Here is a 26,248-nt window from a genome sequence, read left to right as displayed (position 1 = left end):
CTGCCGCCCGGAGAACGAAAGCGGGGTCGGATGCCGGCGCCGCCATAAGGGCTGAACGCCCATCTCGGGGAGGATGACCCAATGAAGCTCGGCGACGCGATCGCAGAGATCATGAGGCGCGAGGGGATCGAGATCCTCACCGGCTACCCGGTGAACCATCTCATCGAGCACGCCGCCGCCCGGGACATCCGCCCCGTCATGGTCCGGCAGGAGCGGATCGGCCTGCACATGGCGGATGCCATCTCGCGCGTCACTTCCGGCCGCAAGCTCGGCGCCTTCTGCATGCAGCACGGGCCGGGCAGCGAGAATGCCTATGGCGGCGTCGCCCAGGCCTATGGCGAGAGCGTGCCGATCCTGGTGCTGCCCATGGGCTATCCGCGGCGCCTCGCCCATGTCGACCCTAATTTCAACTCGACCGCCGCGATGCGCGGTATCACCAAGAGCGCCGAGCCGATCACCCTCGCCGCCGAGGTGCCGAACATCCTCCGCCGCGCCTTCAGCAGGCTGCGCAACGGCCGCGGCGGGCCGGTGCTGGTCGAGATCCCGACCGACATGTGGAACGAGGAGGTGCCGGAGCCCCTCGACTACCAGCCGGTGCTGGCGACGCGCTACGGGCCCGACCCGGCCGATGTGAAGCGCGCCGCACGCATGCTAGCCGATGCGAAGCGGCCGGTGATCTATGCCGGCACGGGCGTGCATTGGGCCCGCGCCTGGCCGCAGCTGCAGGCGCTGGCCGAGCTGCTGGCGGCGCCGGTGACGACGAGCCTCGGCGGCAAGTCCTCCTTCAACGAGGACCACCCGCTGAGCCTCGGCTCCGGCGGCCTCGCCGTGCCGCGGCCGGTGCGCCACTTCCTCGACCAGGCGGATGTCATCCTCGGCATCGGCTGCTCCTTCACCGAGACCAATTTCGGCGTCCGCATCCCGCGCGGCCCGCGCATCATCCATGCGACGCTGGACCCGATGCACCTGAACAAGGATGTGCAGGCGGAGATCGGCCTCATCGGCGACGCGGCGCTGACGCTCGATGCGCTGCTCGCCGAACTCGCCGCCCATGCGCCGCGCGACCAGGCGCCGGTTGCGGCCGAGATCCAGTCCGTCCGCGAGCCCTGGCTCGCCGAATGGATGCCGAAGCTGATGCATAACGAAGCACCGCTGAACCCCTATCGCGTCCTCTGGGACCTGCAGCACACGGTCGACCGCGACAACACCATCATCACCCATGATGCCGGCAGCCCGCGGGACCAGCTCTCGCCCTTCTGGCGCTCGACCACGCCGCTTTCCTATCTCGGCTGGGGCAAGACGACGCAGCTCGGCTACGGGCTCGGCCTCGCCATGGGGGCGAAGCTGGCGGCGCCGGAGAAGCTCTGCATCAATGTCTGGGGCGATGCCGCCATCGGCTTTACGGGCATGGATTTCGAGACCTGCGTGCGCGAACGCATCCCCATCATGTCCGTGCTGCTGAACAATTTCTCCATGGCGATCGAGCTGAAGGTCATGCCGATCAGCACGGAGCGGTACCGCAGCACCGACATCTCCGGCGACTATGCGGCAATGGCCCGTGCCTTCGGCGGGCACGGCGAGCGCGTCACCGAGCCGGCCGAGATCGTGCCCGCCATCCGGCGCGGCATCGAGAAGACGCAGCAGGGCATCCCCGCGCTGCTGGAGTTCATCACCTCCAAGGAGACGCAGGTCTCCCGCTTTGCCTGAACAAGAACCGCCGCGCCCACCAGGGAGGACCAATGGCCACCGTCGAGATCCGCAATGTCCGGAAAGCCTTCGGCCCCGTGCAGGTGCTGCACGGCGTCAACGTCGATATCGCGGATGGGGAATTCGTGGTGCTGGTCGGGCCCTCGGGCTGCGGCAAGTCGACCCTGCTGCGCATGCTGGCGGGCCTCGAAAACATCACCAGCGGGGAGATCGCCATCGGCCCGCGCGTGGTGAACAACGTGCCGCCGAAGGACCGGGACATCGCCATGGTGTTCCAGAACTACGCGCTCTACCCGCACATGACCGTCTTCGACAACATGGCCTTCTCCATGAAGCTGGCCAAGGCGCCGAAGGAGGTGATGGAGCAGGAGGTCGGCCGGGCGGCGAAGATTCTTGGGCTGGAGGCGCTGCTGCAGCGCTACCCGCGCCAGCTTTCGGGCGGCCAGCGGCAGCGCGTGGCGATGGGCCGCGCCATCGTCCGCAACCCGCAGGTCTTCCTCTTCGACGAGCCGCTCTCCAACCTCGACGCCAAGCTGCGCGTGCAGATGCGCGCCGAGATCAAGGAGCTGCACCAGCGGCTGCGCGTCACCACCGTCTACGTCACCCACGACCAGATCGAGGCCATGACCATGGCCGACAAGATCGTCGTCATGAATGGCGGGAATGTGGAGCAGGCCGGCCCGCCGCTCGAACTCTATGACCGCCCCGCCAACCTCTTCGTCGCCGGCTTCATCGGCTCGCCGGCGATGAACCTGGTGAAGGGCGGCCTCGGCGAAGGCGGCTTCCAGGCCGAGGGCGGCGCCGTGCTGCCGCTGCCGGGGAGCCTGCGCGGCGAGGCGGGCATCTACGGCATCCGCCCCGAGCATATCCAGCTGCGCGAGGACGGCATCCCGGCCACCGTCGTCTTGGTGGAGCCGACCGGCTCCGAGACGCAGGTCATCGCCCGCATCGGCGAGACGCCGCTCACCTGCGCCTTCCGCGAGCGCGTCACCGCGCGCCCCGGCGAGACCATCCGCATCATGCCCGAGATGGGGCTGGTGCACCTTTTCGAAGCCGGCTCCGGCCGGCGGCTTGCCGCATAACCAACAAGACCACGGGGAAAACAAAGGGAATGCACATCATCCACCGGCGCGCCGCGCTGAAGCTCGGGCTTTCGGCTGCCGCCCTCGCCGCCTTCCGCGCCTCCGCCCAAACGCAGATCCAGGCCGCCGAGGTGCCGGAGCCGAACCTGCCGATCGAGAGCGGCGCCACGCTCCGCATGCTGCGCCCCGTCCGCTTCGTCCAGCCGGATGAGGAGGTGTTCCGCGCCAACGCCGCGAAGTTCACCCAGAAGACCGGCGTGCAGGTCCGCGTCGACTTCGTCGGCTGGGAGGACATCACCCAGCAGACGGCAGTGACGGCCAATACCGGCGCCGGGCCGGACATGATCATCGGCTTCGGCGACGCGCCGCATATCTATGTCGACAAGCTGGTCGAGCTGACCGACGTCGCCGACTATCTCGGCAAGCGCTATGGCGGCTGGCTGAGGCTGGCGCAGCGCTACGGCAAGAAGAATGCCAGCAACAGCTGGATCGGCCTGCCCTTCGGCGCGACGGCGGGCCCCACCATCTACCGCAAGTCAGCGGTGACGGCCGCCGGCTTCGACCGCGTGCCGGACGACCACGCCGCCTATCTCGACCTCTGCAAGAAGCTGAAGGCGGCGAACAAGCCGGCCGGCTTCGCCCTCGGCAATGCGGTGGGCGACGGCAACGGCTTCGCCAACTGGCTGGTCTGGTCGCATGGCGGCTACCTCGTCGACGAGGAGGGCAAGGTCGCCATCAACAGCAAGGAGACACTCAGCGCGCTGAACTACCTGAAGGAGCTGTACCCAACCTTCCTGCCGGGCACACTCTCCTGGGGCGATATCAGCAACAACCGCGCCTATGCGGCGAGCGAATGCTGGATGACGGCGAACGGCGTCTCGCTCTATTTCAGCGTGAAAAACGACCCGGCCACCGCCGCGATCGCCGAGGACAGCGAGCATCAGGTGCTGCCGAAGGGCATCCTGAGCGAGTCGCCCATGTCCGGCCTGACGCTGAACGCCATGCTGTTCAAGCACAGCCGCTACCCGAACGCCTCCAAGGCCTTCCTGCAATTCATGTTGGAGCGGGACCAGTACGACCCGTGGCTGAACGCCAACCTGGGCTATTGGGCGCATCCGCTGGCAAATTACGATGCGAGTGCGGTCTGGACCAGCGACCCGAAGGTCGCGCTGTTCAAGGACACGATGCGCAGCTCCTTCTACAACGGCTACAAGGGACCGCTGTCGGAAGCGACGGGCGCCGCGACCGCCGACTATGTGATGGTGCAGATGTGCGCCGCCGTCGCCTCGGGCCAGTCGACGCCCGAAGCCGCGGCGCGCGAGGCCGAGCGCCGCGCCCGTCGCTACTTCCGCCGCTGAGCCGCGCGGGCGGCGCCATACCGGCGCCGCCCCCGATCGGGGAGCCAAGCATGTCCGCCACCACCGCCCAGGTCTGGACCCGGCCGAACCAGCAGCCGAATTGGCTGGTCAGGCTCTTCGACTGGAAACCCTTCCTCGCCTTCGCCTGCCTGCTGCCGGCGGCGGGGCTGCTGCTGGTCTTCCTCACCTATCCGCTCGGCCTCGGCATCTGGCTCGCCTTCACCGACACCACCATCGGCCGCAGCGGCTACTGGGTGGGGCTCGAGAACTTCCAGTACCTGCTGGAAGACCCGTTGTGGTGGAACGCCGTCTTCTACAGCGTGTTCTATACCGGCATCGCGACGATCGGTAAGTTCGCCCTCGGCCTTTGGCTGGCGCTGCTGCTGAACAACCACCTGCCCTTCAAGTCGCTGCTCCGCGCCATCATCCTGCTGCCCTGGATCGTGCCAACGGTGCTGTCCGCCATCGCCTTCTGGTGGATCTACGACCCGCAATTCTCGATCATCTCCTTCCTGCTGGTCGACAAGCTCGGCGTGCTCGACCACTACATCGACTTCCTCGGCAGCGCCTGGCCGGCGCGCTTCTCGCTGATCGCGGCGAATATCTGGCGCGGCATCCCCTTCGTCGCCATCTCGCTGCTGGCGGGGCTGCAGACCATCTCGCCCTCACTCTACGAGGCAGCGCTGCTCGACGGCTCCACCGGATGGCAGCGCTTCCGCTACATCACCTTCCCGATGCTGATGCCGATCCTGGCCATCGTCATGACCTTCAGCATCATCTTCACCTTCACCGACTTCCAGCTGGTCTACGCCATCACCCGCGGCGGGCCGGTGAACTCGACGCATCTGCTGGCGACGCTCGCCTTCCAGCGCGGCATTCCCGGCGGGCAGCTCGGCGAGGGCGCGGCGATCGCCGTGTCGATGATCCCCTTCCTCGTCTTCGCAACGCTCTTCAGCTATTTCGGCCTGGCCCGGCGCAAGTGGCAGCAAGGAGAAGGCAATGACTGACGCCGCGGTACTGCCCGAGGCCACGCAGAGCAACGCCGCCACCGCCCAGCCGGAGGCGATGGCCTGGGACAGCAAGGCGCGCCGGATGGTGACGCTCTACCTGCCGCTCGCCTGCTTCGTCATCATCCTGCTGTTTCCGTTCTATTGGATGACGGTGACGGCGTTCAAGCCGAATGCCGAGCTCTTCGACTACAAGACCTACAACCCGTTCTGGATCGGCTCGCCGACGCTGGACCACATCAAGCACCTGCTGTTCAACACGGCCTATCCGCATTGGCTGGTGACGACGATGACGGTCGCGGTCTGCGCGACCTTCCTCTCGCTCTTCTCCTCCACGCTCGCGGCCTATGCGATCCAGCGGCTGCGCTTCAAGGGCAGCCAATATGTCGGGCTGGCGATCTACCTCGCCTATCTCGTCCCACCCTCCATCCTCTTCATCCCGCTGGCGACGATGGTCTTCCGCCTCGGCCTCTTCGACAGCCCGCTGGCGCTGATCCTCACCTACCCGACCTTCCTCGTGCCCTTCTGCACCTGGCTGCTGATCGGCTACTTCAAGTCGATCCCCTATGAGCTCGAGGAGTGCGCCCTCATCGATGGGGCGACGCGGCTGCAGATCCTCCGCCAGATCACCCTGCCGCTGGCGGTGCCGGGGCTGATCTCGGCCGGCATCTTCAGCTTCACGCTGTCCTGGAACGAGTTCATCTATGCGCTCGCCTTCATCCAGAGCAGCGAGAACAAGACCGTCCCCGTCGCCATCCTGACCGAGCTGGTCTCGGGTGACGTCTACCAATGGGGCGCGCTGATGGCGGGCAGCCTGCTCGGCTCGCTGCCGGTCGCCATCTTCTATTCCTTCTTCGTCGACTACTACGTCTCCTCCCTCACCGGTGCGGTGAAGGAGTAGCCGCCCAGCCCTGGTCCGCGATCAGCCGTGGACCGGGGCCGGCTTGGTGCTGGGTCGCGTGGTGCAACGGCTTCGGCCGCTCCAGCCTTTGCCGACCTTGCTCACAGCTTCCGGCCCAGGGCCGCGACATAGCCGCGGTTGTGGGTCGGGGTGAGCCAGACCTCGTTCATCGTCACATGCGGCGGCAGCGTTGCCACATAGAGCAGCAACTCGGCGCAATCCGCCGGCTGCAGCATCTGGTCGAGCTGCTCCTGGCTCAGCGGGTTCGGCCGCTTCTTCAGGATCTCGGTATTCACCTCGCCGGGGCAGAAGGCGGTGGAGCGGATGCCGTTGACGCATTCCTCCATGTTGATGCTGTGGCTCATGGCGACGACGCCGTGCTTCGCCGCCGAGTAGCCGCCGCCGCTCATCACTCCGACATGCCGCCCGGCCATGGAGGCGGTGTGGATCATCACCCCGCCACCCTGCTTCCGCATGATCGGCAGCACCGCCCGCGCGACATAGAAGGCGGAGGCGAGGTTGCCCTGGATCAGCTCGTCGATCCCCTCGGGGCTGATGCGGTCCCAGCCCCGCTCGGTGATGTTGAGCCCGGCATTGCTCACCAGCAGGTCGAGCCGCCCGACCTCGGCGCCGACCCAGTCGGCCACGCGCTGCACCTCGGCCGATTTCATCAGGTCGGCCGGCTGCACATGCGCCGTCCCGCCCGCGGCGCGGATCCGCCCGGCAACCTCCTCCAGCCTCTCCCTCCGCCGGCCGGTGATGACGACGGCGGCACCCTCCGCCGCGAAGCGCTCCGCCACCGCTTCGCCGATGCCGCTGCCGGCCCCGGTCACCCAGGCGATCTTCCCCGTGAGCTTGCTCATCGCATCCTCCCTCGATGCAGGGAGGCTAGCCGCGTCCCGCCGTCTTGTGGAGGCGCCGCTGCCATGCTTCGCTTGTGCCGGGTGAGGAAGCGGAGGAAGCGATGAAGATCGCCCGGGTCGAGACGCTGCGCGCGGATGCGGGCTGGCGCCTGTTCTCCTTCCTCAAGGTGACGACGGATGACGGCCTCGTCGGCTGGTCCGAGTACAATGAGAGCTTCGGCAGCACCGGCCTCTCCGCCGTCATCGAGGGCCTCTCGCCCCTCATCATCGGCCGCGACCCGACGCGATGGGAGGAGGTGACGGCCTGGCTCCATGTCATGACCCGCCAGTCGCGCGGCGGGCTGAACCAGCAGGCCATCGCCGCCATCGAGAATGCGCTGCTCGACATCGCGGCCCGTGCGCGGGGGATCTCCGTCGCCGCCCTCTTCGGCGGCCCGATCCGGGAGCGCATTCCCGTCTACTGGTCGCATTTCGGCAGCTACCGCGTCCGCAACGCCAAGCATATGGGCGTGCCGCCGCTGACCGATTACGACGAGGTCGCCCGCCACGCCGCCGAGGTGAAGGCGATGGGCTTCCGCGGCCTCAAGACCAACATCCTGATCCCCGGTCCGGACGGGCTGCTCTACCAGTACTCCCCCGGCTTCGGCCGCCATGCCGGCTGGCCGGAGCTGAACTGGGACAACCGGACGCTGGCCCAGCTCAAGCATCACCTGCGGACCATCCGCGAGGCGGTCGGGCCGGAGATGGGCCTCCATCTCGACACCAACTTCCACTTCCGCACCGAGGGCTTCCAGCGAGTGGCCGAGGCCGTTGCGGAATTCGACCTCACCTGGCTCGAGATCGACCAGCACGACGCGGCGGCGCTGGCCACGATCAAGCGCATGGCCCCCTGCCCCATCGCCTCCTGCGAGACGCTGCACGGCCGCCGCGAGTTCCGCCCCTTCCTCGAGCACTACGCCATGGATGTCGGCATCGTCGACGTCATCTGGAACGGCCTCGGCGAGTCGGTGAGGATCGCCGCGATGTGCGACGTCTACGAGGTCAATTGCGCGCCGCATAATTTCTACGGCAACCTGTGCAGCATGATCAGCGCCGCCTTCAGCGCCTGCATCCCGAATTTCCGCGTCATGGAGATCGACATCGACAGCGTCTCCTGGCGCGACGAGTTCACGCCGCCGCCGGTGATCGAGAATGGCGAGCTGGTGCTGCCGACCGGCCCCGGCTGGGGCGTCGAGGTGAACGAGGCCGCGATCCGCGCGCGGCCGCCGAAGTAGCGGCCCGATGGCCGAAGGCGCCGCGGCGCCGCAGGCCTCCATCGGTCCGCCCAAGCGAGAGAGGGAATGATGGCCAAATACAGGATCGTCACGCCGGCCGGCGCCAGCTTCACCGTCGCCGGCGGCGGCTATGCGCTGGAGAGCGAGGCGCTGGAGGGCCTCGATGCCGAGATCGTCGAGGCGCCGACCGATACCGCCGGCTTCATCGCCGCCGCCAAGGATGCCGATGCCATCTATGCCAAGGGCATTCCGATCACCCGAGAGATCATCGACAGCCTGGAGCGCTGCAAGGTCATCACCCTCGGCTCCGTTGGCGTCGACAGCGTCGACGTGAAGGCGGCGACGGAGCGCGGCATCCCCGTCACCAATATCCCCGACACCTTCATCGAGGAAGTCGCGGACCATGCGATGACCCTGCTCCTCGCCGGCTTCCGCCGCCTGATCGAGCAGGACAAGATGGTCCGCGACGGCCGCTGGAAGGAAGGCCGCTCGGCCCTGCTCAAGATCCCCCGGCTGATGGGCCAGACCCTCGGCTTCATCTCCTTCGGCCGCGTCGCCCGCGCCGTCGCCCGCCGCGCCGCGCCCTTCGGCCTCAGGATGATGGCCTATGACCCCTTCGTCGAGGAGATGCAGATCTCCGAGTACGGGGTGCAGCCGGCGACGCTCGCCGAGGTGCTCACGCAGTCCGACTTCGTCAGCATGCACGCCCCTGCCCGGCCGGAGGTGCACCACATGCTGAAGGAGCAGCATTTCCGGCAGATGAAGCCCTCCGCGATCTTCATCAATACCGGCCGCGGCCCGACGGTGGACGAGTCGGCGCTGATCAAGGCGCTGCAGGAGGGCTGGATCGCCCACGCCGCCCTCGACGTGCTGGAAACCGAACCGCCCTCGCACAACAACCCGCTGCTGCGCATGGAGAACGTGACGCTGACCGCCCATGTCGCCTCCGCCTCCGCACGCTTCGACGAGGCACGGAAACGCCGCGTCGGCAGCGAGCTGGCCCTCGTCCTCCAGGGCAAGTGGCCGATGAGCTGCGTCAACCCGGCCGTGCTGCAGAACACCGCGCTCCGCCGCTGGCAACCGATCGGCATGGGCCGCGGCCCGAACAGCTAGGAGGGATCAGGCATGACCACGAAATACGCCGTCGTCACCGGCGCGGGATCGGGCGTCGGCCGCGCCGCGGCGCTGGCCCTGCTGGGCGGCGGCTGGACCGTCGCGCTTGCCGGCCGCCGCCAGGACGCCTTGCAGGAGACGGCCGGGATGGCCGGGGACGCCGCCCCGCGCGCCATCCCCGTCCCCACCGATGTGGGCGATCCGCAATCGGTCAACGCGCTGTTCGGCAGGCTGAACTCCGATTGGGGCCGGCTCGACTTCCTGTTCAACAATGCCGGCGGCAACGTCCCCGCCGGACCGATTGAGGATCTTGCCTATGAGGACTGGGCCCGCGTCGTCCAGGTGAACCTCACGGGCAGCTTCCTCTGTGCCCAGGCCGCCTTCCGCATCATGAAGCAGCAGCAGCCCCAGGGCGGCCGCATCGTCAACAACGGCAGCATCAGCGCGCATGTGCCGCGGCCGGACAGCGTCGCCTATACCTCGACCAAGCACGCCATCACCGGCCTGACCAAGACGCTGGCGCTGGACGGCCGCGCCTTCGACATCGTCAGCGGCCAGGTCGATATCGGCAATGCCGCGACGCCGATGACGGCCCGCATGGCCCGCGGCGTGAAGCAGGCGAATGGCGAGATGAAGGTGGAGCCCACCTTCGACGTCGCCCATGTCGGCAGCACCATCCTGATGATGGCGAACCTGCCGCTGGATGCGAACATCCAGTTCGTCACCATCGCCGCCTCGAAGATGCCCTGGATCGCCCGGGGCTGAGCCTCAGGCCTGCCTGGCCGGCTCGATCATCCCGAGCAGGGCCAGCAGCGCCGCCCGCTTCACCGGCTTGCCGAGATACTCGTCCATCCCGGCATCCCGGCATTGCTGCTCGAAGACGGGACCGACGGCGGCAGTCAGGCCGATGATCCTGGTCCGCCGGTTCGGCCCGGTGCCGCGGCGGATCTGCCGCGTCGCCTCCAGCCCGTCCATCACCGGCATCTGCAGGTCCATCAGGATCGCATCGAAGGGCTCGCGCCGCGCCACCGCCACCGCCTCGGCGCCGTCCGGCGCCACCTCCACCTTGCAGCCGGCGCGTTGCAGGATGGTCCGCATAACGAGCTGGTTGGTGGCATTGTCCTCGACCAGCAGCAGCTTGAGCCCCAGCGCCTCCATCGCGGGCGCGGCGGCCGGCGCAGGCCGCGCCGCCTCCGCTCCCAGCGCCTGCACCAGCGCGTCGCGGAAGCGCGTCGGCAGCGCGGGCTTCAGCAGCACCGCATCGACCAGCCCGGCCGCCGGCGGGTCGCGCAAGGCCTCGCCGGCATTGGCGCAGAGGATGACGGCCACGGACCCATCGCCTGCGGCCCGAAGCCGCCGCGCCAGGTCGGGCCCGTCCTCACCCGGCAGGTCGGCATCGATGAGGACCGCGGCGAAGGGCCGTCCCGCCGCCCGCCCGTCCGCCAGCGCCGCCAGGGCGGCCGCCCCGGCCTCCACCGCGGCGGACTCCGCCCCCAGCACCATCAGCTGGCGCGTCAGGATCTCCCGGTTGAGCGCCTGGTCGTCCACCACCAGGACCCGCCGGCCGGCGAGCGGCCGCGACTCGCGGGCCTCGCCCGCCGCCTCCGGCGCCATCCCCACCAGGAGGTCGAAGCGGAAGACGCTGCCGCCGCCCGGCCGCTGCGCCGCGCCGATGCTCCCGCCCATCCCCTCCACCAGCTTTCGGCAGATGGCGAGGCCCAGCCCCGTCCCGCCGTATTTCCGGCTGATCGAGGCATCCGCCTGGGTGAAGCGCTCGAAGAGCAGCGGGATCGTCGCCGGGTCCAGCCCGATCCCGGTGTCGCTCACCCGGCAGGAGAGGCGCCACTCATCCTCCTCCCGCTCGGCCGACAGCCCCAGCTCGATCCAGCCGGCCTCGGTGAACTTCACCGCATTGCCGACCAGGTTGAACAGCAGCTGCCGGAAGCGCCCAGGGTCGCCCACCACCCGCGCCGGCATGCTCGGCGAGAGCGAGCAGACCAGCTCCACCCCGCTCGCCGCCACCTTCGGCGCGAAGAGCTCGACGATGGTGGACAGCTCCGCCTCGATGTTGAAGGGCACCTCCTCCCGCTCCATCATCCCCGCCTCGAGCTTCGAGAAGTCGAGGATGTCGTTCAGCACCATCAGCAGGTGCTCCGCCGAGCCGGCGATGGTCTGCGCATAGCGCCGCTGCACCGGGTCCAGCTCGGTGTCGAGCAGCAGGCTCGACATGCCGATGACGCCGTTCATCGGCGTGCGGATCTCATGGCTCATGGCGGCAAGGAAGTCCTCCTTCGCCCGGCTGGCGGCGACCGCCTCCTGCTCGCTGCGCGCCAGCCGGCTGCCCTGGCGCTGCAGCTTCTCGGCGAGCCGCACCATCATCCAGAGTGCCGCCAGCGTGGCGACCGCCGCCGCCCCGACGCCGCCGCCCAGCACCAGCCCCAGCTGGCGGAGCGCGGCGAAGGCATCCCCCCGCGCCCGCGCCACCTCGACGACGAAGCTGCCCTGCCGCGTCACCGCGAAGCTGGCGATCACCGGCCTGCCGTCCTGGTCGAGCCCATGGAAGGTGCCGAGCTCCCGCCGCGGCAGGAAGTCGCGGAACAGCCAGGCGCTGGAATGGAGCTGCCCGACCCCGTGGGTGCTGCCATCCGAGCGGGTGAGGAGCTGTCCGTTCGTCGAATGCAGCCGCACCGTGACCCCGAAGGCCTCCGCATAGCGGCGCGAGACGCCGTTGAAGTAGTCGGGGTTGAGCAGCGCCACCGCCGCCCCCTCGAACTCCCCGCGCGGCGAGCGCAGGGCCCGGGCCAGCGGGATGGTCCAGAGCCGGCTCTCGAGGATCGCCGCCTGTCCCGTGCCGAGATAGCGCCCCGCCTCCGGCGCCCCGAGCCGGATCGGCTGCCCGCCGAAGCGCAGCACCCGGAACCACTCGCGCTCCCCGACCGTCAGCTCGCGCAGCTGATCGACCGTCGCCTGCGTCACCCGCCCGGCCGCGTCCGTCACCACCAGCGCCCGGATCTGCGCCAGGTCGCGCAGCCGGTTGGACATGGTCTCGGCGAAGCCGGCCGGGCTTGCCTCCCGCGGGCTTTCGGCGAGGTCGTTCAGGATCAGCTCGACGGTCTGCGTCGCCCGGGTGAGCTGGTCGGAGAGGGCTGCGGCGACGCTCTGGGTGAGCTTCTCCGCCTCGGCCAGCGCATCCTGCTGGCCCCGCTGGAGGACGATGCCGTAAATCACGGTGAGGCAGGCGGCGACCAGGGCAACCGCCGCGCCGAACAGCAACCACGGCCGCGGCTCCGCCGGCTTGGGGGCACCAAGACGAAGGGACCGGCGGATGAGTGCGTCCAGTTTGACGAAAGGGTGCATTGCGGCATCCCTTATTGCACTATCGGTATTGTTTTTCGAGATGAATGGGGCCCAAGGGCAGGCGCAGACCCAGCCCCCGGCCCGGGCCGGCGCCCCGTCCGCCGCCCGGCCGCCCGCCGCGGCAGCCGCCCCGCCCCGCCCCGCCGCCCTGTCCGCCGAGCCGCCGGCCCCGCCCGACCGGCTTGCCCTCATCCGCAGCCGGGGCGAGCTCGCGGTCTGCATCTGGCCAGACTACTTCGCGGTCAGCTACCGCAACCCGCGCAACAGCGAGCTGGAGGGGCTCGACATCGACATGGCGCGGGCCCTGGCCAACCGCCTGCTGGTGCAGCCGCGCTTTCTCGACACCAATTTCGCCGAGTTCCTGGACAAGCTCGAGGCCGGCGCCTGCGACATCGCCATGATGGGCGTCGGCATCTCGGCCGCCCGCCAGCAACGCGTCGCCTTCTCCAAGCCCTACATGACCAGCGCCGTCTATGCGGTGACGACGCGCGAGAGCAACCGCATCACCCGCTGGGACGACCTCGACACCGTCGGCACCGTGGTCGCCGTCGCCGCCGGCACGCTGATGGAGCCGCTGATGCGCCGCAGCCTGAAGGCGGCGGAGCTGCTGGTCGTCCGCCCGCCCCGCACCCTTGAATCCGAGGTCCAGGCCGGCCGCGCCGACCTCTTCATGAGCGACTATCCCTATACCCGCCGCATGCTGGCGGTGCATGGCTGGGCCCGGGTGATCGAGCCGCCCGACCGCTTCGGCGAGGCCCTTTACGCTTATGCCGTGCCACGCGGCGATGCGCCTTGGCTCGCCGAGGTGAATGGCTTCCTCACCATCGCCAAGGTCGACGGCACGCTGGCCCGCGCCGGCGCGCGGCATGGGCTGGCTGCCGCCCTGGTCTACTGACCATCCGCTTGCCCGGCGGCGTGACCGCCAGGGGCCGCAACGGCGGACGGGCTAGAGGCAGGAGGACGACCCCCGCCTCGGTGGCGAAGGATCAGGAGCTGGCCTGGCCGAGCGCCGCCAGCGCCTTCGCCACCTCGCCCGGCAACCGGCCGAGCGCGCCGTGCATCCCGTCGGCGTCCTGCCGGCGCGCCGCCGTCTCCACCACCAGCAGATCCTCGGCCAGCACGCCGAGACCGAAATTGGCGGCGACGCCCCGCAGCGCATGAGCCTCCGTCAGCACGGTACGGACATCCCCGGCCGCGGCGGCGGCCTGGATGCGCGGATGCCGCTCCCGTAGCTCATCGGCGCAGAGGCTGGCTAGCACGGGGCCGTGGCGGGCGGCGAGGAAGGCTTGGTCGTTCGGCATGGCGGCAATTTCCCGGCCGGGCTGGAAGCCGGCTTGGGTTGTGCCCTGGCTTCGATCGAGCATGCGCGTACCTCCAACCGGAAGGCCCGGCGCAGGCACCGGACCCCAGAACTCCCGATGCCGCCTCGGGTTCGCGCCGGGATGCCGAAAAGCGAGGGCACCCTATCCCGGCACGGCGTCCCGATGACCATTCAACACGCGGCACGCGATTAAACACGAAATCGTCACTACCAACAAGTGTGTTGACACTGAAACGAACCTGGTCCGGCCGGCGGGCTTGCCGGCAGGCGGGCCGGGTGCGATGTTCCCGCCGCCCTAACACCCCGCGGCGCCTTGCGCGGGAGACCATCGAGGACAGCATGGCCAAGATCCAGGTGAAGACTCCCGTCGTCGAGCTCGACGGGGACGAGATGACCCGCATCATCTGGGGGTTCATCAAGGAGAAGCTCATCCTCCCCTACCTGGATGTGGACCTGAAGTACTACGACCTCGGCATCGAGTACCGCGACCAGACCGATGACCAAGTAACGGTCGATTCCGCCAATGCCATCAAGCAGTACGGCGTCGGCGTGAAATGCGCGACCATCACCCCGGACGAGGCGCGGGTGAAGGAGTTCGGCCTGAAGAAGATGTGGCGCAGCCCGAACGGCACCATCCGCAACATCCTCGACGGCACCATCTTCCGCGAGCCGATCATTTGCAGGAACGTGCCTCGCTTGGTGCCGCACTGGTCGAAGCCGATCGTCGTCGGCCGCCATGCCTATGGCGACATCTACCGCGCCGTCGAGATGAAGGTGCCCGGCCCGGGGACCGTGAAGATGGTCTATACCGGCGCCGACGGCCAGGCGCACGAGGTCGGCGAGTTCGCCTTCAAGGCGGGCGGCGTCGCCATGATGCAGCACAACCTGAACACGTCGATCGAGGGCTTCGCCCGCGCCAGCTTCAACTACGGCCTGGCGCGCAACTACTCGGTCTATTTCAGCCACAAGAACACGATCCTCAAGGCCTATGACGGCAACTTCAAGGACATCTTCCGTGCCATCTACGACGCCGAGTTCAAGGCGGAGTTCGAGAAGCGCGGCCTGACCTACGAGGACCGGCTGATCGACGACATGGTCGCCTCCGCGCTGAAGTGGGAGGGCGGCTATATCTGGGCCTGCAAGAACTACGACGGCGACGTGCAGTCGGACATCGTGGCGCAGGGCTTCGGCTCGCTCGGGCTGATGACCTCCGTCCTGCTCTCGCCCGACGGCAACACCGTGGAGTCCGAGGCGGCGCACGGCACGGTCACGCGCCACTACCGTGAGCACCAGAAGGGCCGCGAGACCAGCACCAACCCGATCGCCTCGATCTTTGCCTGGACTCGGGGTCTCGCCTATCGCGGCAAGTTCGACAACACGCCGGACGTGACCGGCTTCGCCGAAACGCTGGAGCGGGTCTGCATCGAGACCGTCGAGAGCGGCTCCATGACCAAGGACCTCGCCATCCTCATCGGCAAGGACCAGCCCTGGCTGAACACCCAGGCCTTCCTCGCTAAGATCGACGAGAACCTGAAGAAGGCCATGGGCTGAGCCCTCCTGCATCCATCGACCGAGGGCGGGCCCGCAACGGCCCGCCTTTTTTGTGCGCTATATCGACCGCATGCACTCCCTGACCCCGCTCGACTGGCTGGCGCTGGCCATCTTCCTCGCCTGCTGGGCCGCCTATTCCGGGCTGGTGGACCGTCACCCAGCGCTTCGCCGCCGCAGCGTGATCGCGGCCATGGACGAGCACCGCCGGCGCTGGATGCGCGTGTTGGTGACGCGGGACAACCGCATCATGGACACGAACATCATCGGCAACCTGATGAACAGCACCAGCTTCCTCGCCAATACCGCCATCTTCATCCTCGGCGGCCTGGTGGCGTTGCTGGGGAGCCCCGAGCTCGGCGCCCGGGTCTTCGGCGCGCTGCCCTTCGCCACTGCGCCCGATCCGGCCGCCTGGGAGATGAAGATCGCGCTGCTGCTGCTGATCTTCGTCCGCGCCTTCTTCGAGCTGACCTGGGCGCTCCGGCAGTTCAACTACTGCTCAATCGTCATGGGCGGCATTTCGCATGATGAGGCGGACGAGGCGCGCCCGCTCCAGGCGGAGGTCGCGGCCAAGGTCGCCAATCGTGCCGCCGGCCATTTCAACAGCGGCCTCCGCGCCTATTACTTCGGCCTGGCGGCGCTGGCCTGGATCCTGCACCCCTTGGCCCTGATCCTGGCCAGCCTGCTGGTGGTCCGCGAGCTCTACCGCCGCGAATTCCGCTCGGTGGTCCGGGAGGCTTTGCGCAGCTGACTCAAGGGCTCCAAGGGCCCTGCGGCCCTTGGCGGGAGGAGCTTGAGGAGGGCAGCGCCCTCCTCAACCGGCCAGTGCGGCCCTGACGGCGTCCAATGCCGCATCGGCCAAACCCGCATCCGGCCCGCCCGCCTGCGCCATCTCCGGCCTTCCGCCGCCGCCCTTGCCGCCGGCCGCCGCGCTCGCCGCCCGCACCAGGGACACCGCATCCGCCTTGCCCCGCGCCGCATCGCCGAGCCCGACGACGATGCTCGCCTTGCCCTCCGCGGTGGAGACCAGCGCCGCCACATCCGCCGTGCCGCCCTTGAGGATGGCCTCGGCCACGCCCTTCAGGTCGCGCGCCGGGATGTCGCCCAGGTTGCGCAGCGCCACGCGCAGCCCGCCAATGCTTTCGGCCTCGGCCGCCGCCCCGCCCGTCGCCAGCTTCTTCCGCAACTCGCTGACCTCGCGCTCCAGCCGCCGCCGCTCCTCGACCAGGGCCGCGACCCGGGCCGGCACCTCCGCCGGTGCGACGCGCAGCGCCTGCGCCGTCTCCGTGAGCTGCCGCGCCTGATCCTCAACAAGGGCCAGCGCCGCCTCCCCCGTTACCGCCTCGACCCGCCGGACGCCGGCGGAGACCGCCCCCTCGGAGACGATCTTGAACAACCCGATATCGCCCGTCCGCCGCACATGCGTGCCGCCGCAAAGCTCGAGCGAGTAGACGCCCTGCTTCTCGGTCGCCGCCGGGTCATGCCCCATGCCGACGACCCGGACCTCATCGCCGTATTTCTCGCCGAACAGCGCCATGGCGCCGACGCCGACCGCCTGTTCCGGCGTCATCAGCCGCGTCGTCACCTCGGCATTCTCGCGGACACGGGCATTCACCTCCGCCTCGGCCCAGGCGATGTCCTCCGCCGTCATTGGCGTCGGCTGGGAGACGTCGAAGCGCAGCCGGTCCGGCGCGTTGAGCGAGCCCTTCTGCGCCACATGGCTGCCGAGCCGCCGCCGCAGCGCCTCGTGCAGCAGGTGCGTCGCGCTGTGATGCGCGCGGATCGCGCCCCGCCGCGCATGGTCCACCTCAGCCAGCACAGCGAGCCCCGGCCGCGCCTCGCCATGCGCCACCGTGCCGTAGTGGACGAAGAGGTCGCCCAGCTTCTTTTGGGTATCGCGCACGACGATCCGGCAGGCCTCGCCCGCCGAGATCAGTCCGGCATCGCCGACCTGGCCGCCGCTCTCGGCATAGAAGGGCGTCTGATTGAGGACGACGGCGACCTCCATCCCAGGCCCGGCGCCCTCCACCGGCCGGCCGTCGGCGATGACGGCGAGGATCTCGCCCTCCGCGCTTTCCGTGCTGTAGCCGAGGAACTCGCTGGCCCCGACCCGCTCCTTGATGTCGAACCAAACGGCATCCGTCGCCGCCTCGCCGCTGCCGGCCCAGGCGGCGCGCGCACGGCGCCGCTGCTCCGCCATCGCTGCCTCGAAGCCGGCGACATCGACGCCGCGCCCCTCGGCCCGCAGCGCGTCCTGCGTCAGGTCGAGCGGGAAGCCATAGGTGTCGTAGAGCCGGAACGCTACTTCGCCCGGCAGCACGCCGCCCTCGCCGAGCCTCGCGCTCTCCTCCGCCAGCAGGCCGAGCCCGCGCTCGAGCAGGCTGCGGAAGCGCGTCTCCTCCAACTTGAAGGTCTCGGTGACCAGCGCCTCAGCGCGCACGATCTCGGGGTAGGCGGCCCCCATCTGCCGGATCAGGGCCGGCACCAGCCGGTTCAGCAGCGGCTCCCGCGAGCCCATCATATGCGCATGCCGCATGGCCCGCCGCAGGATGCGCCGCAGCACATAGCCCCGTCCCTCGTTGGAGGGCATGACGCCATCCGCCATCAGGAAGGTGCCGGCCCGCAGATGGTCGGCGACCACGCGATGGCTGGTCTTCCACCGCCCGTCCGGGTCCGTGCCGGTCGCCTCCGCCGAGGCGAGGATCAGCGCCCTGAGCGTATCAGTGTCGTAGTTGTCGTGCTTGCCCTGCAGGATGGCGGCGAAGCGCTCCAGCCCCATGCCGGTGTCGATCGAGGGCCGCGGCAGCGGCACGCGGGTGCCGGGCGGCCCCTCCTCGAACTGCATGAAGACGAGGTTCCAGATCTCGATGAACCGGTCGCCGTCCTCCCCCGGACTGCCCGGCGGCCCGCCCGGGATATGCTCGCCATGGTCGTAGAAGATCTCGGAGCACGGCCCGCAGGGCCCGGTATCCCCCATGCGCCAGAAATTGTCGCTGGTCGGGATACGGATGATCCGGCTGTCCGGCAGCCCGGCGATCTTCTTCCAGTAGACCGGCGCCTCCTCATCCTCCGAGAAGACGGTGACGAGCAGCTTCTCCTTCGGCAGGCCAAAGTCCCGGGTCAGCAGCTCCCAGGCATGGGCGATCGCCTGTTCCTTGAAGTAGTCGCCGAAGGAGAAATTCCCCAGCATCTCGAAGAAGGTATGGTGCCGAGCCGTATAGCCGACATTATCGAGATCGTTGTGCTTGCCGCCGGCGCGGACGCATTTCTGCGCCGTCGTGGCCCGGCTATAGGCCCGCCTCTCCTGGCCAGTGAAGACGTTCTTGAACTGGACCATGCCGCTGTTGGCGAACATCAGCGTCGGGTCGTTCCGCGGCACCAGCGGGGAGCTTTCGACCACCTGATGCCCGTTGCGGGCGAAATAGCCGAGGAAGGTCGCGCGGATATCGTTGCTGCTGGTCATCGCCGGTGCCGGTCCTGTCTGCCGCCCCGCCGCATCCCGGCCGCGGGGCCTCGACGCCTCCTACCGCGCAGGGCAGGAGGCGTCGAGAGGCGCCGGCTTACTCGGCCGGCGCCGCCTCGTCCTCGCTCTCCGCCGACTCGCTCTCGCCCGTCAGCATGGCATTGGCGACGATGCCGGCCTGGCCCCGCACCTTGGCCTCGATGGAAGCGCCCATGGCCGGGTTGTCCCGGAGGAACTGCTTGGCATTCTCCCGGCCCTGGCCGATGCGCTGGCCCTCGGCACTGAACCAGGCGCCCGACTTCTCGACGACGCCGGCCTTCACGCCGAGATCGACCAGCTCGCCGACCTTGGAGATGCCCTCGCCATACATGATGTCGAACTCGACCTGTCGGAACGGCGGCGCCATCTTGTTCTTCACCACCTTCACCCGGGTCTGGTTGCCGACCACGCTCTCCCGGTCCTTGATGGCGCCGATACGGCGGATCTCCATGCGGATGGAGGCATAGAACTTCAGCGCGTTGCCGCCCGTCGTCGTCTCCGGGTTGCCGAACATGACGCCGATCTTGAGCCGGATCTGGTTCAGGAAGATCAGCAGGCAGTTCGAGCGGGAAACGGTGCCCGTCAGCTTGCGCAGCGCCTGGGACATCAGCCGGGCATGCAGGCCGACATGGCTGTCACCCATCTCGCCCTCGAGCTCGGCCCGCGGCACCAGGGCGGCCACACTGTCGACCACCAGCACGTCGATCGCGCCCGACCGCACCAGCGTGTCGCAGATCTCGAGCGCCTGCTCGCCGGCATCCGGCTGGCTGATCAGCAGGTTGTCGATATCGACGCCGAGCTTCTTGGCATAGCCTGGGTCGAGCGCATGCTCCGCATCGATGAAGGCGCAGGTGCCGCCCTTCTTCTGGGCCTCCGCGATCATGTGCAGCGCAAGCGTGGTCTTGCCCGAGCTTTCCGGCCCGTAGATCTCGATGATGCGGCCCTTCGGCACGCCGCCGATGCCGAGCGCGATATCCAGGCCGAGCGAGCCGGTCGAAATCACCTCGATATCGCCATCCATGGCCTGGCGAGCGCCCATCTTCATGATGGACCCCTTGCCGAAGGCCCGCTCGATCTGGCTGAGCGCGGCGTCGAGCGCCTTTCCCTTATCCATTCTGGCTTTCCCGTCCTGGCCCCGGTTCACCCGCCCACGCTACACACAAAGAGCTTGGAATGAAACAGGATCGAAACTAACGCCACCGCCCCGCGATGGCACCCCCAGAGTATGGGCATGGCGTCGCCTGAAAACAAGAACATTTGGAAAACATCATCACGCCGCGACGGGCTGCCGGTGCGCCGCCGCCAGCGCCGCCAGCAGCTCGGCCGGGGTGTAAGGCTTGGCCAGCAGCTGGAAGCCCTCGGCCGCCAACTCCTCCCGCAAGCCGACATAACCGGAGGTCAGCACCACCGGCAGCCCCGGCCAGCGGTGACGCAGCCGCCGCGCCAGCTCCAGCCCGTCCATGCCCGGAAGGGCGATGTCGCTCACCAGCATCCCCGGCGCCGGCGCCTGTTCCAGTAGGTCGAGCGCCCCCTCGACACTCTCGGCGAGCAGCAGCGCATGCCCCGTGCGTTCGAGCAGCCGCTCCGCCAGCCGCCGCAGCACCATTTCGTCCTCGACCAGCAGCACCGGCCCCTGCTCCGCTGCAACCGGTCCCGGCGCCTCCACCTGGACGCAAGGCAGATAGATGCGGAAACAGGAGCCCCGGCCCGGCTCGCTCTCCACCGCAACCCGTCCGTTCGCTTCGGTGACGATATCCCGGACCGTCGCCAGGCCGAGGCCGGTACCGCCTTCGGCCTCCCGCGTGGTGAAGAACCGCTCGAAGAGCCGCGGCAGCGCCTCCGGCGATATGCCCCGCCCGGTATCCCGCACCTCCAGCACCACCTCGCCCCTCGCCTGCCGCGTGACGATGCCGAGGCGGCCCCCATCCGGCATCGCTTCCCCCGCATTCGCCGCCAGGTTCAGCAGCAGCTGATCCAGCTGGACCGCCCCGAGCCGGACCTTCGCCTCAGGGGCATCCAGCTCCAGCTCCAGCCGAACGCCCGCTCGCAGGAGCCGCCGCAGCATGAGGGCGAGCGCCTCGACCGCGGCATCGAGCCCCAGCAGCCCCGGCGCAACCCGCCCGGGCCGAAGGAAAGCCAGAAGCTCGCCGACCATCGCCGAACCCCGGCGTGCCGCGTCCTCGATTCCCTGCAACTCCGCCAAGGCCGCCGGCGACAAACCCTCGGCACGCATTGCATCCGCACTGCCTCGGATGGCCGCCAGCAGGTTGTTGATGTCGTGCACCACCCCACCAGTGAGGCGCCCGAGCAGCTCCAGCCGCCCCGTCGCCGCCAGCCGCGTCTCGACCCGCCGCTCGGCGCTGCGGTCGACGACCCGCAGCAGCGTCTCCCCATGCGGCAGGGTCTCGGCCATGAGGTCCCATTCGGCATCGCCACCCGCAGGCGGCGAGGCGCGCAAGCTAGCCGTACCAACGCCCGCCAGAAGCGCCACAAGCGCCGGCCGATCCGCCGCCGCGACCAGCCTGGTCGCCGGCCAGCCGGGCTCGATCCTCATTCCCGCCATCCGCACAAGCATCGGATTCGCGGCAACGACCACCCCTCCCGGGTCGAGCAGCGCCAGCCCCTCCGGCGCCGCGGCGAAGAGGGTCCGGAACGCTGCCTGGAGGTCGGCCTGCGGCTCAGCCATGACGCTGGCCCTGCATCCGCCAGACATAGGCAATGATCTCGGCGACGGCCTGCCAATGCTCGGCCGGGATCTCGCTATCCACCTCCATCCGCCAGAGTGCCCGGGCCAGCGGCGGGTTCTCGACGATCGGCACGCCGTGCTCGGCTGCCGCGACCCGGATTCGCGCTGCCATGGCATCCACCCCCTTCGCCACCATCTTCGGCGCCGAAAGCTGCCCCGATGCATAAGAAAGAGCGGCAGCGTAATGAGTTAGGTTCGTTACGACATCCGTTGCTTTCTGCACCGCCGCCAGCATCCGCCGCCGTGCCCTCTGCTCGCGGATTTGCCGTAGCCGCCCCTTGATGTGCGGATCGCCCTCGCTCTCCCGGTATTCCTGCCGCAGTTCCTCGCGGCTCATCCGCATCCGCCGCAGATGGCGCCAGCGCACCCAAAGCAGGTCCAGCAGCGCAATCGCCCCGAAGACGAAGAGCGCCACAACCGCCAGCCGCAAGCCGCCCCGACCGACCTCGCTGAGAAGCATGGCAGTCGGCTGGTGCAAAGCTGTCTGCAACACCGACAGGTCCATCGCCTGCCAGAGCGCGTCCCCGATCAGAACCAGCTTCACCAGGGTACGCGCCAGCTCCGCCAGCCCGTCCGTCCCAAGAAGCCGCTTCAGGCCCGCGGCCGGGCTGAGCCGCTCGAGTTGCGGCGCCAGGGCCTCCAGCCGCAGCACGCCCCCGGTCTGCGCCAAGCTCGCCAAGGCTGCCGCCAGCGTCACCAGCCCGAGCACCGGCAGGAGGGTGAGCGCGGACTGCTTCAGCAGGGCCGGCGCGAGGACCGCTCCCTCCCCCGGCATCTCCAACAGGGCGCGCATCAGCCGCAGCCACTCAGTCCCGAGCGGAGGCAGCGCCAGGAATGCCGCCAGCGTCCCTGCTAGCAGGGTGGCGAAGCCAACCGCCTCCCGCGACAGCGGCGACTGCCCTTCCTCCCGCGCCCGATGGAGCCGCCGTTGCGTCGGCGCTTCCGTCCGGTCCTCGGCGGATGTCGAGTCCCCTTCCGCCATCGCCTAACCGACCAGGGTTAGGGAAACGCGGGCGACCTCCAGCCAGACCGCCATCATGGCCGGCAGCATCAAGCGGAGCAGCAGCAGCCCCACCAGGATCTGCCCCGGCGCCGCCATGGTGAAGACCTGCACCTTCGGCGCCACCCGCGCCAGCAGGCCAAGCCCGAGATTCCCGAGCATCGCCGCCAGCACCAAGGGCCCGGCCAGGCGCAGCGCGAGCGCCAGGCTCTCCGCCACCGCCTGCGCCACCGCTTCCGCACCGCGCCCGAGCGGCAAGGGCGCCCCGGGCGGCAAGGCCGAATAACTGTCCGCAAGCGCCTGCAAGGGCAGCGCATAGAGCCCCGTCGACAAGACGAGCACCGCCGCCAGCAAGGCAAAGAGGCGGCCGGTTGCCAGGGACTGCGCCCCAAGCACTGGATCCGTCTGCAAGGGACTGGCGAGCCCGACCATCAAACCCACCACCTGCCCGGCTTGCCCAAGCGCGAGCGCGACCAGCCGCGCCAGCATCCCAAGCCAGAGGCCGACTACCATCTCCGTCAGCATCAGGCGCAGCAGCTCAGGCAGTTCCGCTGGCAATGGCGGCAGCCCAGGCGCCAGGCCTGGGAGCAGGACCGCCACCAGCGCGAGCAGAAGCGCAAGGCGAATGCCGGCCGGCACGTCCTGTTCCCCAAGCCCTGGCAGCAGCAGCATGGCCCCGCCGAGCCGCGCCACCAGCAGCATGGCCCCGAAGGCCAGGCCAGGCAGCGCCTCCAGCATCATGGCTGCCCGCCGATGGCAATCATCCGATCGAAAAGCGAGGCCGCATATCCGCGCATCGCTCCCGCCATGGCCGGACCAAGCATCAGCAGGACCAGCCCGAGCACGACCAGCTTCGGCAGGAAAGCCAGTGTCGGCTCCTGCACCTGGGTCAGTGCCTGAACGACGGACACCGCCAGGCCGATCGCCAGCATCGCCAGCAAGGGCGGGCCGGCCAGATGCAGCGCCATCCACAGCGCTTCCCGCACCGCCAGCACGGACTGGTTGTCCACCTCAACGCCTCCCGCGTCAGATCGGCATCCGCATCACGTCCTGGTAGGCGGACACCACCCGGTCCCGCAGCGCCACCGCCGTCTGCAAGGCGAGTTCCGCCCGCGACACCGCCATCACCACATCCGAGACGCTGCCCTGGCCGAGCAGCGCCTGCGTGCTCGCCGCGTCGGCGCTCCGCCCCATCTCGACCGCGCCCTCCACTGCCCGCTGCAAGGTCGCGCCGAAGCCGCTCTCCGCCGCAGGCTCTGGCGCCACGGCCGCACGATAGGCTGCGGCAGCCTGAAGCGGCGCGACCGCGCCCGGCATCAGCGCAGCGCCTCAATCGTGCGCGTCAGCATTCCGCGCGTGGTCTCGAGCTCCGCAAGATTAGCGCTGTAGCTCCGCTGCGCCTCCCGCATGTCCATCATCTCGACAAGGCCGTCGACATTGGGCCGCTTCACATAGCCGGCCGCATCAGCCGCCGGATGCGAAGGGTCGTGCAGTTGAGGGAAATCCCCCGGCGCCGTCCCGATCCGCCGCACCCGGACCATCTCCGCCCTGAGGCTGCGGTCCAGCCGGTTGGCGAAGGTGACCGTCTTCCGCCGATACGGGTCAGCCCCCGGCGACTGGCCGGTGCTTTCCTTATTGGCCAGGTTCTCCGCCACCACGCGCAAGCGGGTTGCCTGCGCCTGCATGCCGGCGGCGGAAATCCGCAATGCGCTGTCGAGGTCCATGATCAGCTCTCCCTGCCGCCTTACTGTGACCGGCCGAGCGCGGTCCGGAACAGCCCCATCCAGCGCCGATGAAGCCCGGTCGCCAGCGCATGCGCCGTATCGGCATCGGCCACCTTCATCGCCTCGCGGTCGAGCGAGACGGCATTGCCGTTCGGTGCCCGGTCCGTCGCGCTTCGGTCGGGCTTGGCCCGCGCTGCGCCGCCGCTGCCGGTGAGATGCAGTGCGCTCGTCCGCGTCAGGCCAAAGGCCCCAGCGAGGCTCTTGCGGAAACCGTCTACGTCGCGCGGCTGGTAGCCGGGGGTGTCGGCGTTGGCGATGTTCTGCGCCAGCACCCGCTACGCTCTTCGAGCCAGCCGATGCGGCGTTCCGCCAGGGCGATGGTGGGTGTGCGCGTCAGGTCCATGCCATGACTTTGCGCACCGGATCCCGAAGCTTCCGTGAACCCCGGTTCTAAGCCTTCCTTAACCCCTGGCTGCGCAGACTTGCTTCATGACGCAAGCCACCCTTGCCGCGATCGAAGCCTTGCACGACACCGTGGTGATGGCGCGCGCCCTCGCCGCGAACGGCCGGTCCATCGATCTTGCCGGCCTCGATACCGAGGCTGCCACCCTCTGCGCCACGGTAAGCCAGCTTCCCCGCCACCGAGCCCGGCAGCTGCGGCCAGCGCTCGAAGCCTTGGCGCAGGAGGTCGCAAGCCTCGCCGCCGCCTTGCCTCCGCCCTGAACCCCCCTGCTGGCAGGATGCCGCATGACGATCGAGACCGGACCATGGTTGCAGGCCGCCGGGGCGCTTGCCGCCATCTTGCTGTTGCTGGCCTTCGGTGCCCGCGGCTTGCGCCGGAGCGCCTTCGCCGCCCGCCCGCACCGCCGGATTGCGGTGCAGGAAGTGCTTGCCCTCGACTCGCGCCGCCGCGTCCTCCTCCTCCGCTGCGACGAACGGGAGGTGCTGCTGCTCACCGGCGGCAGCCAGGACGCCGTCCTAGGCTGGCTTCCCGCCCGCGGTGAAGTCGCATGAACCGCCTCGCCCTAGCGCTGCCGCTCGCGGCCCTCGCCCTGCCGGCTGCGGCGCAGAGCGTGAACATCGACCTCGGCACCGGCGGCCAGTCCGGCGCTACGATGCGCCTCGTTCAGCTGGCGGGGCTGATCGGCCTGCTATCCCTGGCCCCGTCGCTGCTGGTGATGGCGACCGCCTTCACCCGCATCGCCATCGTGCTGTCCCTGCTGCGCAGCGCCATCGACGCCCAGGGCGTGCCGCCGAACCCGGTGCTGATCGGCCTTGCCCTCTCCCTGACCCTGTTCGTCATGCAGCCGGCCATGGAGGCCAGCTGGCAGAGCGGCCTCGTGCCGATGATGGAAGGCCGGATCGGCGAAATCGAAGGCCTCGCCGCCAGCGTCGAGCCGTTTCGCAGCTTCATGGCCAACCAAGTGCGCGAAGGCGACCTGGCGCTGTTCCTCGACCTCGCCAACCTCCCGCCCGTGCCGGAGAATGCCCGACCCGATCAGCTGCCCTGGCGTGCCCTGCTGCCTGCTTTCCTCGTCGGCGAGCTGAAGCGCGCCTTCGAGATCGGTTTCCTGGTCTTTCTGCCCTTCCTTGTCATCGAAATGGTGGTGGCGAGCCTGCTGATGTCGCTCGGGATGATGATGCTGCCGCCGAACGTCGTGTCACTGCCGTTCAAGCTGATCTTCTTCGTCCTATTGACCCTCACTGAAAGGGAGTAAGCTGCTGCGGTCAGCACGTCCGAGAGG

General features: G+C 69.1%; 26 protein-coding genes. 14 read left to right on the top strand and 12 right to left on the bottom strand.

The genetic code is table 11. The features are described from left to right. Positions 1-81: 81 nt before the first annotated feature. The 5 genes from AC5JJ1_RS21065 to AC5JJ1_RS21045 are packed head-to-tail and all read left to right on the top strand — an operon-like array spanning position 82 to position 6,055. Entirely contained in the window at positions 82-1,707 is a 1,626-nt protein-coding gene (locus tag AC5JJ1_RS21065) for a thiamine pyrophosphate-requiring protein (RefSeq protein WP_495787075.1), read from the top strand. A 32-nt stretch (positions 1,708-1,739) separates the two neighbouring features. Beyond that, a complete protein-coding gene (locus tag AC5JJ1_RS21060; RefSeq protein ID WP_495787074.1) occupies positions 1,740-2,789 on the top strand; it encodes an ABC transporter ATP-binding protein in 1,050 nt (349 codons plus the stop codon). A gap of 29 nt (positions 2,790-2,818) precedes the next feature. Continuing rightward, on the top strand, positions 2,819-4,147 hold the full coding sequence (locus AC5JJ1_RS21055; protein ID WP_495787073.1) for an ABC transporter substrate-binding protein: 1,329 nt from the start codon (positions 2,819-2,821) through the stop codon (positions 4,145-4,147). A gap of 50 nt (positions 4,148-4,197) precedes the next feature. Continuing rightward, positions 4,198-5,154, top strand: coding sequence for a carbohydrate ABC transporter permease (locus tag AC5JJ1_RS21050; RefSeq protein WP_495787072.1), 957 nt, complete (start codon positions 4,198-4,200; stop codon positions 5,152-5,154). Further along, positions 5,147-6,055 (top strand): carbohydrate ABC transporter permease, encoded by a 909-nt coding sequence (locus AC5JJ1_RS21045; protein ID WP_495787071.1) that lies wholly within the window; start codon positions 5,147-5,149, stop codon positions 6,053-6,055. The genes AC5JJ1_RS21050 and AC5JJ1_RS21045 overlap by 8 nt, the downstream gene beginning before the upstream one ends. Positions 6,056-6,156: 101 nt before the next feature. Here AC5JJ1_RS21045 and AC5JJ1_RS21040 read toward each other — a convergent pair whose 3' ends face one another. Next, complete coding sequence (locus AC5JJ1_RS21040; protein ID WP_495787070.1) at positions 6,157-6,918, bottom strand: SDR family oxidoreductase; 762 nt, start codon at positions 6,916-6,918, stop codon at positions 6,157-6,159. A gap of 101 nt (positions 6,919-7,019) precedes the next feature. Here AC5JJ1_RS21040 and AC5JJ1_RS21035 point away from each other — a divergent pair, with 101 nt between their 5' ends. From AC5JJ1_RS21035 to AC5JJ1_RS21025, 3 genes are all read left to right on the top strand, one after another. After that, positions 7,020-8,192 carry a mandelate racemase/muconate lactonizing enzyme family protein gene (locus tag AC5JJ1_RS21035; protein ID WP_495787069.1) on the top strand — a complete coding sequence of 391 codons (1,173 nt, stop codon included), beginning with the start codon at positions 7,020-7,022 and terminating at the stop codon, positions 8,190-8,192. 66 nt (positions 8,193-8,258) lie between these two features. Beyond that, on the top strand, positions 8,259-9,305 hold the full coding sequence (locus tag AC5JJ1_RS21030; RefSeq protein ID WP_495787068.1) for a C-terminal binding protein: 1,047 nt from the start codon (positions 8,259-8,261) through the stop codon (positions 9,303-9,305). 12 nt (positions 9,306-9,317) lie between these two features. Further along, positions 9,318-10,070: an SDR family oxidoreductase gene (locus AC5JJ1_RS21025; RefSeq protein WP_495787067.1), complete on the top strand. Its 753-nt coding sequence runs from the start codon at positions 9,318-9,320 to the stop codon at positions 10,068-10,070. Between the two features lie 3 nt (positions 10,071-10,073). Here the strand turns inward: AC5JJ1_RS21025 and AC5JJ1_RS21020 are convergent, their stop codons facing one another. Beyond that, entirely contained in the window at positions 10,074-12,578 is a 2,505-nt protein-coding gene (locus tag AC5JJ1_RS21020) for a hybrid sensor histidine kinase/response regulator (RefSeq protein WP_495787066.1), read from the bottom strand. A 124-nt stretch (positions 12,579-12,702) separates the two neighbouring features. Between AC5JJ1_RS21020 and AC5JJ1_RS21015 the strand changes: the two genes are divergently transcribed. Then, positions 12,703-13,557 carry a substrate-binding periplasmic protein gene (locus tag AC5JJ1_RS21015; protein ID WP_495787065.1) on the top strand — a complete coding sequence of 285 codons (855 nt, stop codon included), beginning with the start codon at positions 12,703-12,705 and terminating at the stop codon, positions 13,555-13,557. A 91-nt stretch (positions 13,558-13,648) separates the two neighbouring features. Here the strand turns inward: AC5JJ1_RS21015 and AC5JJ1_RS21010 are convergent, their stop codons facing one another. Further along, positions 13,649-13,963 carry an Hpt domain-containing protein gene (locus tag AC5JJ1_RS21010; protein ID WP_495787064.1) on the bottom strand — a complete coding sequence of 105 codons (315 nt, stop codon included), beginning with the start codon at positions 13,961-13,963 and terminating at the stop codon, positions 13,649-13,651. A 359-nt stretch (positions 13,964-14,322) separates the two neighbouring features. Here AC5JJ1_RS21010 and AC5JJ1_RS21005 point away from each other — a divergent pair, with 359 nt between their 5' ends. Further along, positions 14,323-15,534, top strand: coding sequence for an NADP-dependent isocitrate dehydrogenase (locus AC5JJ1_RS21005; protein ID WP_495787063.1), 1,212 nt, complete (start codon positions 14,323-14,325; stop codon positions 15,532-15,534). A 70-nt stretch (positions 15,535-15,604) separates the two neighbouring features. Further along, positions 15,605-16,282, top strand: coding sequence for a DUF599 domain-containing protein (locus AC5JJ1_RS21000; protein WP_495787062.1), 678 nt, complete (start codon positions 15,605-15,607; stop codon positions 16,280-16,282). A gap of 63 nt (positions 16,283-16,345) precedes the next feature. On the opposite strand, the gene alaS is transcribed toward AC5JJ1_RS21000, so the two are convergent. The 9 genes from alaS to AC5JJ1_RS20955 form a co-directional block, all read right to left on the bottom strand. Then, the gene (alaS, locus tag AC5JJ1_RS20995; RefSeq protein WP_495787061.1) at positions 16,346-18,994 is read right to left on the bottom strand and encodes an alanine--tRNA ligase; all 2,649 of its coding nucleotides are present in this window, start codon (positions 18,992-18,994) and stop codon (positions 16,346-16,348) included. 97 nt (positions 18,995-19,091) lie between these two features. Then, entirely contained in the window at positions 19,092-20,147 is a 1,056-nt protein-coding gene (gene recA, locus AC5JJ1_RS20990; protein WP_495787060.1) for a recombinase RecA, read from the bottom strand. A gap of 156 nt (positions 20,148-20,303) precedes the next feature. After that, the gene (locus AC5JJ1_RS20985) at positions 20,304-21,719 is read right to left on the bottom strand and encodes a hybrid sensor histidine kinase/response regulator (protein ID WP_495787059.1); all 1,416 of its coding nucleotides are present in this window, start codon (positions 21,717-21,719) and stop codon (positions 20,304-20,306) included. Continuing rightward, complete coding sequence (locus AC5JJ1_RS20980) at positions 21,712-22,761, bottom strand: EscU/YscU/HrcU family type III secretion system export apparatus switch protein (protein ID WP_495787058.1); 1,050 nt, start codon at positions 22,759-22,761, stop codon at positions 21,712-21,714. Before AC5JJ1_RS20980 ends, AC5JJ1_RS20985 begins: the two co-directional genes overlap by 8 nt. A gap of 3 nt (positions 22,762-22,764) precedes the next feature. After that, on the bottom strand, positions 22,765-23,520 hold the full coding sequence (locus AC5JJ1_RS20975) for a flagellar biosynthetic protein FliR (RefSeq protein WP_495787057.1): 756 nt from the start codon (positions 23,518-23,520) through the stop codon (positions 22,765-22,767). Then, a complete protein-coding gene (locus AC5JJ1_RS20970; RefSeq protein ID WP_495787056.1) occupies positions 23,517-23,789 on the bottom strand; it encodes a flagellar biosynthetic protein FliQ in 273 nt (90 codons plus the stop codon). The genes AC5JJ1_RS20975 and AC5JJ1_RS20970 overlap by 4 nt, the downstream gene beginning before the upstream one ends. Positions 23,790-23,805: 16 nt before the next feature. Further along, positions 23,806-24,045 carry a flagellar hook-basal body complex protein FliE gene (gene fliE, locus AC5JJ1_RS20965; RefSeq protein ID WP_495787055.1) on the bottom strand — a complete coding sequence of 80 codons (240 nt, stop codon included), beginning with the start codon at positions 24,043-24,045 and terminating at the stop codon, positions 23,806-23,808. Between the two features lie 50 nt (positions 24,046-24,095). Beyond that, the gene (gene flgC, locus AC5JJ1_RS20960) at positions 24,096-24,503 is read right to left on the bottom strand and encodes a flagellar basal body rod protein FlgC (RefSeq protein WP_495787054.1); all 408 of its coding nucleotides are present in this window, start codon (positions 24,501-24,503) and stop codon (positions 24,096-24,098) included. A 20-nt stretch (positions 24,504-24,523) separates the two neighbouring features. Then, positions 24,524-24,835, bottom strand: coding sequence for a flagellar basal body protein (locus AC5JJ1_RS20955; protein WP_495787053.1), 312 nt, complete (start codon positions 24,833-24,835; stop codon positions 24,524-24,526). A gap of 157 nt (positions 24,836-24,992) precedes the next feature. Between AC5JJ1_RS20955 and AC5JJ1_RS20950 the strand changes: the two genes are divergently transcribed. Genes AC5JJ1_RS20950 through fliP form a run of 3 tightly spaced genes read left to right on the top strand, consistent with a single transcriptional unit; the run spans position 24,993 to position 26,221 of the window. Next, entirely contained in the window at positions 24,993-25,226 is a 234-nt protein-coding gene (locus AC5JJ1_RS20950; protein ID WP_495787052.1) for a hypothetical protein, read from the top strand. A 24-nt stretch (positions 25,227-25,250) separates the two neighbouring features. Continuing rightward, the gene (locus AC5JJ1_RS20945; protein ID WP_495787051.1) at positions 25,251-25,517 is read left to right on the top strand and encodes a hypothetical protein; all 267 of its coding nucleotides are present in this window, start codon (positions 25,251-25,253) and stop codon (positions 25,515-25,517) included. Beyond that, positions 25,514-26,221, top strand: coding sequence for a flagellar type III secretion system pore protein FliP (gene fliP / locus AC5JJ1_RS20940; RefSeq protein WP_495787050.1), 708 nt, complete (start codon positions 25,514-25,516; stop codon positions 26,219-26,221). Before AC5JJ1_RS20945 ends, fliP begins: the two co-directional genes overlap by 4 nt. Positions 26,222-26,248: the final 27 nt, after the last annotated feature.

This window comes from Belnapia sp., assembly GCF_059504005.1.
This window is presented reverse-complemented; position numbering and strand designations above follow the sequence as displayed.